The organism is Cellulomonas hominis (assembly GCF_005239125.1).
Classification (GTDB): Bacteria; Actinomycetota; Actinomycetes; order Actinomycetales; family Cellulomonadaceae; genus Cellulomonas; species Cellulomonas hominis_A.
Map to the genome: position 1 here is coordinate 1 of NZ_SZYE01000167.1, position 8,916 is coordinate 8,916.

The 8,916-nt window shown below is 74.0% G+C and carries 7 protein-coding genes; all 7 read left to right on the forward strand.

What is annotated here, in order from left to right:
- The first annotated feature begins 78 nt into the window (after positions 1-78).
- Complete coding sequence (hemB, locus tag FA014_RS15750; RefSeq protein WP_154730599.1) at positions 79-1,035, forward strand: porphobilinogen synthase; 957 nt, start codon at positions 79-81, stop codon at positions 1,033-1,035.
- Positions 1,036-1,040: 5 nt separating this feature from the next.
- Entirely contained in the window at positions 1,041-2,372 is a 1,332-nt protein-coding gene (gene hemL, locus FA014_RS15755; RefSeq protein ID WP_154730603.1) for a glutamate-1-semialdehyde 2,1-aminomutase, read from the forward strand.
- Between the two features lie 286 nt (positions 2,373-2,658).
- Positions 2,659-4,329, forward strand: a complete 1,671-nt coding sequence (locus tag FA014_RS15760; protein ID WP_154730600.1) for an ABC transporter substrate-binding protein — start codon at positions 2,659-2,661, stop codon at positions 4,327-4,329.
- Positions 4,330-4,402: 73 nt separating this feature from the next.
- Entirely contained in the window at positions 4,403-5,536 is a 1,134-nt protein-coding gene (locus tag FA014_RS15765; RefSeq protein ID WP_154730601.1) for an ABC transporter permease, read from the forward strand.
- A 1-nt stretch (position 5,537) separates the two neighbouring features.
- On the forward strand, positions 5,538-6,608 hold the full coding sequence (locus FA014_RS15770; RefSeq protein ID WP_230323242.1) for an ABC transporter permease: 1,071 nt from the start codon (positions 5,538-5,540) through the stop codon (positions 6,606-6,608).
- The gene (locus FA014_RS15775; protein ID WP_154730602.1) at positions 6,605-8,326 is read left to right on the forward strand and encodes a dipeptide ABC transporter ATP-binding protein; all 1,722 of its coding nucleotides are present in this window, start codon (positions 6,605-6,607) and stop codon (positions 8,324-8,326) included. Before FA014_RS15770 ends, FA014_RS15775 begins: the two co-directional genes overlap by 4 nt.
- Before the next feature lie 187 nt (positions 8,327-8,513).
- Positions 8,514-8,916: NERD domain-containing protein (locus FA014_RS15780; protein ID WP_230323243.1), on the forward strand; the 403-nt coding region annotated here is incomplete at its 3' end.

Genomic DNA, 8,916 nt, shown 5'->3' on the forward strand with positions numbered 1-8,916 from the left:
GCGGGCGCACCCGACCGGGCCGGGCGGCCGCGGCGGCCGCGGCGGGAGGCAGGGGGAGGGTGCGGGCGTCGGGTCCGGGTGCGCGGCACGGCCGCCCTGCGCCGCTCCGTCAGCGAGGTGCGGCTGCACCCCGCCGACCTGGTGCTGCCGATGTTCGTCAAGGAGGGCCTCGAGGAGCCGGCGCCGATCGCCTCGATGCCCGGCGTCGTCCAGCACACCCGCGACTCGCTGCGCCGGGCGGCCGCCGAGGCCGCCGCGGCCGGCGTGTCGGCCGTCAACCTGTTCGGCGTCCCGCTGACCCGCGACGCGGTCGGCTCCGGCGCGACCGACCCCGACGGCGTGCTCAACCGCGCCATCGCCGACGTGCGGGCCGAGGTCGGCGACGCGCTGGTGATCCAGGCGGACCTCTGCCTCGACGAGTTCACCGACCACGGCCACTGCGGCGTGCTGACCGCGGACGGCCGGGTGGACAACGACGCGACGCTCGAGCGGTACGCGGAGATGGCCCTGGTCCAGGCCGAGGCGGGCGCCCACATGGTGGCCCCCAGCGGCATGATGGACGGCCAGGTCGGCGTGATCCGGGACGTCCTCGACGCCGCCGGCCGCGACGACGTCGCGGTGCTCGCGTACGCCGCGAAGTTCGCGAGCGTGCTCTACGGGCCGTTCCGCGACGCGGTGGAGTCGACGCTGGAGGGCGACCGCCGGACCTACCAGATGGACCCGGCGAACCGCCGCGAGGCGCTGCGCGAGGTCGCCCTCGACATCGAGGAGGGCGCTGACCTCGTCATGGTGAAGCCGGCCGGCGCGTTCCTGGACGTGCTGGCCGACGTCGCCGCCGTCAGCACCGTGCCGGTCGCGGCGTACCAGGTGTCCGGCGAGTACGCGATGGTCGAGGCCGCCGCCGCGCAGGGCTGGCTGGACCGCCGCCGCGCGATCACGGAGTCCGTGCTCGGCATCCGCCGGGCGGGCGCCGACCAGGTGCTGACGTACTGGGCCGTCGAGCTGGCCCACTGGCTGCGGGAGGAGTGGCGGTGACCGAGGTGACGAGCACGAGCACGTCGAGCACGAACGAGGGGCTGTTCGACCGGGCGCGGGGCGTCGTGCCCGGCGGCGTCAACTCCCCGGTGCGCGCGTTCGGGTCCGTGGGCGGGGCGCCCCGGTTCCTGGCGTCCGCCCGCGGCGCGTACGTCACCGACGTCGAGGGCCGCGAGTACGTGGACCTCGTCGGCTCCTGGGGTCCCGCGCTCCTCGGTCACGCGCACCCGGAGGTCGTCGAGGCCGTCCGCGAGGCCGCGGGCCGGGGCCTGAGCTTCGGCGCCCCCACGCTGGCCGAGGTCGAGCTCGCGGAGGCCGTGCGCGCCCGGGTGCCCGCCGTCGAGCGGCTGCGCCTGGTGTCCACCGGCACCGAGGCGACCATGACCGCGATCCGGCTGGCCCGCGGCGTCACCGGCCGGGACACCGTCGTGAAGTTCGCCGGGCTCTACCACGGGCACTCCGACGGCCTCCTGGCCGCCGCCGGCTCCGGCCTCGCGACGTTCGCGCTGCCGGGCTCCGCGGGGGTGCCCGCGGCCATCGCCGCCGAGACGATCGTGCTCCCGTACAACGACGTCGCCGCGGTCGAGGCCGCGTTCGCCGAGCACGGCACGCGGATCGCCGCGGTGATCACCGAGGCGGCGCCGGCGAACATGGGCGTCGTCCCGCCGGAGCCCGGGTTCAACGCCGCGCTGTCCCGGATCACCCGGGAGCACGGCGCCCTGCTGATCCAGGACGAGGTGCTCACGGGCTTCCGCGTCGGTCCCGCGGGCTGGTGGGGCCTGGAGGCCGCGCGCGAGGGCTGGTCGCCCGACCTGCTGACGTTCGGCAAGGTCGTCGGCGGCGGCATGCCGGTCGCCGCGCTCGGCGGCCGCGCCGAGGTGATGGACGCGCTGGCCCCCGTCGGCCCGGTCTACCAGGCGGGCACGCTGTCCGGGAACCCGGTGGCCGTCGCCGCGGGCCTGGCCACGCTCCGGCTCGCCGACGACGCGGTGTACGCGGCGGTCGACCGGGCGTCGGCGACCCTGCGCGCGGCGGTGGACGAGGCGCTGACCGCCACCGGGCTGCCGCACGCCGTCCAGAACGCCAGCAACCTGTTCAGCACGGTGCTCGGCACGGACGCGGGCGCGCGGGACTACGCCCAGATGCTCGCGACCGAGTCGTGGCGGTACCCGGCGTTCTTCCACAGCCTGCTGCGGGACGGGGTCTACGCGCCGCCGTCCGCGTTCGAGGCGTGGTTCGTGTCCGCGGCGCACGACGACGCGGCACTCGGGCGCATCGTCGAGGCGCTGCCGGCCGCGGCCCGCGCGGCCGCCGGCGCGACGCCGCCGGCCGCCTGACGGGCGCCGACCTACCAGAAGGTCGGTATTTCTCGGCGGGAATCATTCCTACTGATCGGTAACATCACGGTCCCGGCGCCCTGACCTGGACCTTTTCAGATCCGAAATGTCCGCGTAACACGGGAATGTTCGAAAGTCTCACATCCTGTGCTACTCCTATGACCCACGTCACGGGCGCCCGGAAGCGCCCGCGACCGCGCGACACCCCCACGCGACCGGGGACGCGCCGCCGGGTCACCGGGCGGCCGCGCCCCGGCTGGACCTCCTTCAGGGAAGAGGTACACGCATGACTGCGGTTCCCCTCGGCCGCCGGCGCGGCATCGTCTCCGTGGCCGGCCTGGCCGCCACCGCCCTCGTCCTCGCCGCGTGCGGCGGCGGCTCCGACGGCGGCGACGACACCTCGGACGGCGGCGGCTCGTCCGGCGGCGGCTCGCTGCTGATCGGCACGACCGACAAGATCACGACGATCGACCCGGCGGGCTCCTACGACAACGGCTCGTTCGCCGTGATGAACCAGGTGTACCCGTTCCTCATGAACACGCCGTACGGCAGCCCGGACGTGGAGCCCGACATCGCCGAGTCGGCCGAGTTCACCTCGCCGACCGAGTACACGGTCACCCTGAAGCCCGGCCTGACCTTCGCGAACGGGAACGACCTCACGTCCTCCGACGTGAAGTTCACGTTCGACCGCCAGCTCGCGATCTTCGAGTCGGGCGCGGACGACGGCAACGGCCCCGGCTCGCTGCTCTACAACCTGGACAGCGTCGCGGCGCCCGACGACACCACCGTCGTGTTCACCCTGAAGTCCCCCGACGACCAGGTGTTCCCGCAGATCCTGTCGAGCCCCGCCGGCCCGATCGTCGACGAGGAGGTCTTCGCGGCCGACGCGCTGACCCCGGACGACGAGATCGTCGACGGCCAGGCGTTCGCCGGCCCGTACACGATCACCGGCTACAGCCAGAACGACCTCGTGTCGTACGAGGCGAACCCGGAGTACCAGGGCCTGCTCGGCGCGCCGAAGAACGAGGAGGTCTCGGTCACCTACTACGCCGAGGCGTCCAACCTGAAGCTCGCCGTCCAGCAGGGCGACGTCGACGTGGCGTTCCGCAGCCTGTCCGCGACCGACATCGAGGACCTGCGCGGCGACGACAACGTGAAGGTGGTGGACGGCCCCGGCGGCGAGATCCGCTACATCACGTTCAACTTCAACACCCAGCCGTACGGCACGACCACGCCGGAGGCCGACGAGGCCAAGGCGCTCGCCGTCCGGCAGGCGGTGGCCGACCTGATCGACCGCGAGGAGATCGCCGACCAGGTCTACAAGGGCACCTACACGCCGCTGTACTCGTACGTCCCCGAGGGCCTCACCGGCGCCACCGAGTCGCTCAAGCCGCTGTACGGCGACGGCGAGGGCGGCCCGGACGCCGACAAGGCCGCGTCGACCCTCGAGGCCGCCGGCGTCGAGACCCCGGTCCAGCTGTCGCTGCAGTACAGCAACGACCACTACGGCCCGTCCTCCGGCGAGGAGTACGCGCTGATCAAGGACCAGCTCGAGTCCACCGGGCTGTTCACGGTCGACCTGCAGACCACCGAGTGGGTGCAGTACGCGAAGGACCGCACCTCGGACGTGTACCCGGCCTACCAGCTCGGCTGGTTCCCGGACTACTCGGACGCGGACAACTACCTGACGCCGTTCTTCCTCACGGAGAACTTCCTGGGCAACCACTACGACAACCAGGAGGTGAACGACCTGATCCTGCAGCAGGCCGTCACCGCCGACGCCGGCGAGCGCACCGCGCTCATCGAGCAGATCCAGGACGCGGTCGCCGCGGACCTGTCCACGGTGCCGTACCTCCAGGGCGCCCAGGTCGCCGTCGTCGGCGCGGACGTGACCGGCGCCGAGGACACCCTCGACGCCTCGTTCAAGTTCCGCTACGGCGCGCTCTCCCTCGGCTGATCCGACCGACACCACGCCCGGCGCGGGCCGCTCACCCGAGCGGCCCGCGCTGCGGCGTCACCGGGAAGAAGAGATGACCTCCACCTCCACCACCGGTCCGCTGCAGCCCACCGGCGCAGCGGACGCGACCGCCACCGGGGGCGACGCGACGCCCGGCCGCAAGGAGCCGCGCACCCGCGGCGCCGGCGGCGGGCTCGGCCGCTACCTGCTCGTGCGGTTCCTGCTGATCATCCCGACCGTGTTCATCCTGGTCACCGTCGTGTTCGTGCTGATGCGCGCGACCGGCGACCCGATCACGGCCGCCCAGGGCGGGCGCCTGCCCGCCGACCAGCTCGCCGAGCGCATCCACCAGGCCGGCTACGACCGGCCGATCCTCGTCCAGTACGGGGAGTACCTCGGCGACCTCCTGCGGGGCGACTTCGGCACCACCCTCAGCGACAGCCGGCCCGTCACCGAGGTGCTGACCACGTTCGGCGCCGCGACCCTCGAGCTGGCGTGCTACGCGCTGCTCGTCGCGTTCGTCGTCGGCATCCCGCTCGGCCTGCTCGCCGCGTACTTCCGCGACCGGTTCCACGACGCGGTGCTGCGCGTGTTCGCCATCGCCTGCTACGCCACGCCCGTGTTCTTCGCCGGCCTGCTGCTCAAGCTGGTGTTCGCCGTGCAGCTCGACTGGCTCCCGGTGTCCGGGCGCGCGTCCACGCGGTCCGAGATCGCGATGCGGCAGCTGGACGACCCGACCGGGATCTACCTGATCGACGCCATCCGCACCGGCAACGGCGAGGTCGTCGCGGACGTCCTGCAGCACGCCGTCCTCCCCGCGATCGCGCTCGGCCTGCTGACCGCGGGCGTGTTCCTGCGCCTCGTGCGCACCAACGTGATCGGCACGCTCGGCTCCGGCTACGTCGACGCCGCCCGGTCCCGAGGCGTCCGCGAGTCCCGGCTGCTGCGCAAGCACGCGTACAAGCCGGCGCTCATCCCGATCATCACCGTCGTCGGCATGCAGGTCGCGATGCTGCTCGTCGGCGCGGTGCTCACCGAGACGACCTTCGAGTGGCGCGGCCTCGGCTTCCAGCTGTCGCAGTACCTGCAGGCGCGCGACTTCGTCGCCGTGCAGGGGATCGTCGTGCTGCTCGCCGTGATCGTCGCCGTGACCAACTTCCTGGTCGACGTCCTCGCCGCGCTCATCGACCCGAGGGTGAGGTACTGACATGGCGACCACCCCCGCCACCGGGGCCGTCCCCGCCACGTCCGCGCCGACCGCGCGCCGCGGCTGGCGCCAGCTGCCCGTCGTGCACCAGCTCCGGCAGAGCGTCGGGCTGCAGCGCGGCATGCTGATCACCGGCCTGGTGCTCACCGGCCTGCTGGTCCTGACGGCGCTGATCGCGCCCCTGCTCGCGCCGTACGGCTTCAACCAGCTGCGCGACGCGGACGGCCCGTTCGGCGCCCAGCAGCCGCCCTCGGCCGAGCACTGGCTCGGCACCACCGTCGGCGGCTTCGACGTGCTGTCCCGGGTGATCTACGGCTCGCGCACCGCGCTGCTCGTCATGATCATCGCCATCGCGGCCTCGCTGTTCATCGGCGTGCTGCTCGGGCTGCTGTCCGGCTACTTCGGCGGCTGGCTCGACCGGGTCCTCGTCGTGATCGCCGACGCCGTGTACGCGTTCCCGTCCCTGCTGCTCGCCATCGTGCTGGCCATCGTCATCAGCGGCGGGCAGTCCGACATGTGGGGCGGCGTCCTCGCCGCCGCGCTGTCGATCACCGTCGTGTTCACGCCGCAGTACCTGCGGGTGGTGCGCGCCGAGACCATCCGGATCAAGTCCGAGGCGTTCGTCGAGTCCGCCCGGGTGATCGGGGCCAGCAGCACCCGGATCATGACCAAGCACGTCCTGCGCAACGCCACCCGGACGCTGCCGCTGATCATCACGCTCAACGCGTCGGAGGCCGTCCTCACCCTGGCCGGGCTCGGGTTCCTCGGCTTCGGCATCGAGCCGACCCAGGCCGCGGAGTGGGGCTACGACCTCAACCGGGCCATCGCCGACGTCACGTCGGGCATCTGGTGGACGTCGGTGTTCCCCGGCGTCGCCATCGTGCTGTCCGTCCTGGGCATCACGCTGGTCGGCGAGTCGCTCAACGACCTGGCGGACCCGCGGCTGCGCACCCGCCGCGCGTCGGCCGACGTGCAGGGCGACCTCGCGGCGACCTCGGTCGTTCCCGGCGGCGCCCTCACGGCCCCCGGCGGAGTGGAGGGCCTCGAGCCCGGGACGGAGCGCACGCGATGACCGCACGGATCGACACCACGCCCCACCAGGGCACCACCGCCGAGCCGGTCGTCGAGATCACCGACCTGTCGGTGTCCTTCGCGACCGACGCCGGCGACGTCCGCGCGGTCGACGGCGTCTCGCTCACCGTCGCCGCCGGGGAGGTGCTGGCCGTCGTCGGCGAGTCCGGCTCCGGCAAGTCGGTGACCGCCAAGACGCTGCTCGGCCTGCTCCCGTCCACCGCCACCACCCGGGGCGCCGTCGTGCTGTCCTCCCGGGACGGCGCGGTGCGCAGCGACGTCGTCGCGCTCGACGGATCGGCGCTCCGGCGCGTCCGCGGCCGGGACGCCGCCATGGTGTTCCAGGAGCCGTCCACCGCGCTCAACCCGGTGTACCCGGTGGGCTGGCAGATCGTCGAGGGCCTGCGCGCCCACCAGAAGATCAGCCGCGCCGAGGCGCGGGCCAAGGCGGTCGACATCCTGCGCCGGGTCGGCATCCCCGACCCGGAGCACCGGATCGACCACTACCCGCACCAGTTCTCCGGCGGGCAGAAGCAGCGCATCGTCATCGCCCAGGCGCTGGTGCTCGACCCCGGCGTGATCATCGCCGACGAGCCCACCACCGCCCTGGACGTGACCGTGCAGGCCGAGATCCTCGACCTGCTCCGCCGCTGCCGGGACGAGTTCGGCGCGGCCATCGTGCTCATCACGCACAACATGGGCGTGGTGGCCGACCTCGCCGACCGCGTGGCCGTGATGTACCAGGGGAAGATCGTCGAGCAGGCGCCTGTGCGCGACCTGTTCGGCGCCCCGCAGCACGCCTACACCCGGTCGCTGCTCGACGCCGTGCCGCGGATCGGCGGCGGCGGCGCGCACGCCCGAGCCCGCGCCGCCGCCCGGTCCGCGGGCTGGGCCGAGCAGACGCCGGTGGTCGAGGCGCGCGACCTGGAGATCGTCTACCCCGGGCGGCTGCGGCAGCCCGGGTTCCGGGCGGTCGACAGGGTCTCGCTCGCGATCCGGCCCGGGGAGGTCGTCGGCCTGGTCGGCGAGTCCGGCTCCGGCAAGACCACGATCGGGCGGGCGATCGCCGGCCTCACCCGCGTCACCGGCGGCTCGCTCCAGGTCCTCGGCCTGGAGATGAACGGCGTGCGCGAGCGCGAGCTGCGGCCCGTGCGCCCGCGCATCGGGTTCGTGTTCCAGGACCCCGCGACGTCGTTCAACCCGCTGCTCACCATCGCCGAGTGCGTGGCCGAGCCGCTGGTCGTGCACGGACGGGCCCGGGACGCCCGGGCCGCGCGGTCCCGGGTGGACGAGCTGCTCGAGTCCGTGCAGCTGCCGCGGTCCTACGGCGACCGGTTCCCGCACGAGCTGTCCGGCGGCCAGCGCCAGCGCGCGTCGCTCGCCCGGGCGCTCGCGCTCGACCCGGAGCTGCTGATCGCCGACGAGCCCACGTCGGCGCTCGACGTGTCGGTCCAGGCCCGGGTGCTGGAGCTGTTCTCCGAGCTGCAGGAGCAGCTCGGGTTCGCGTGCCTGTTCATCAGCCACGACCTCGCGGTGGTGGACCTGCTCGCCGACCGGATCGCGGTGCTGCACCGCGGGCGGCTGGTCGAGGAGGGCACCGGCGAGGAGGTGCTCGGCTCGCCCCGCGAGGAGTACACCCGCCGGCTGCTCGCCAGCCTGCCGGTCCCGGACCCGGACGAGCAGGCCCGTCGGCGCGAGGCGTGGCGGGCGCTGGCCTGACCCACCGCGGCACCCGCAGGGGCCCGCCCGCCGAGTTCGCCGGTTGCGCGGATCGGGCCCCTGCGGAACCGGCGAACTCGCGCGGAACCGGCGAACTCGGGCCGGCGCGGGGGACCGCGCTCCTCACCGGTCCACCGGATGCGCCGTTCCGCTCAGCATTTCGGCCCTGCGTGTCGATAGGTCCCGTGTGGAGCAGGGGATCGGCACCGAGCCGACCGCGCGGCGCACGCGCCGCCGCGGGCTGTGGCGCACGGCGGCACGCAGGGCGTCCGTCGTGCCCTCGGCGCGCCCCGCGGCCGACCGGTCCGACGACTGGTTCGACGCCTGGCTGACCGACGCCGCCGACGTGGCGGGTGCCCGGCGGGCGCTCGCGCAGGCGGAGGCCGCCGGGTGGACCGTGCTGCGCGACCTGCACCGGCCCGGCAGCACGGACGCGACCGTCGAGCACGTCGCCGTCGGCCCCGGCGGCGTGGTGGTCGTCGAGACGCTGCGCTGGGCCGGCGAGGTGACGGCGCAGGACGGCACCCTGCGGCACCGCGGCTACGGCCGGACGGCGGACGTGGCGGCGGTCGCGGACGCGGCGGGCGCGG

Bases quoted from the DNA above. Each gene is read 5' to 3' on its own strand.
- FA014_RS15760 (WP_154730600.1), top strand. From the start codon at position 2,659: ATGACTGCGGTTCCCCTCGGCCGCCGGCGCGGCATCGTCTCCGTGGCC.
- FA014_RS15765 (WP_154730601.1), top strand. From the start codon at position 4,403: ATGACCTCCACCTCCACCACCGGTCCGCTGCAGCCCACCGGCGCAGCG.
- FA014_RS15770 (WP_230323242.1), top strand. From the start codon at position 5,538: ATGGCGACCACCCCCGCCACCGGGGCCGTCCCCGCCACGTCCGCGCCG.
- FA014_RS15775 (WP_154730602.1), top strand. From the start codon at position 6,605: ATGACCGCACGGATCGACACCACGCCCCACCAGGGCACCACCGCCGAG.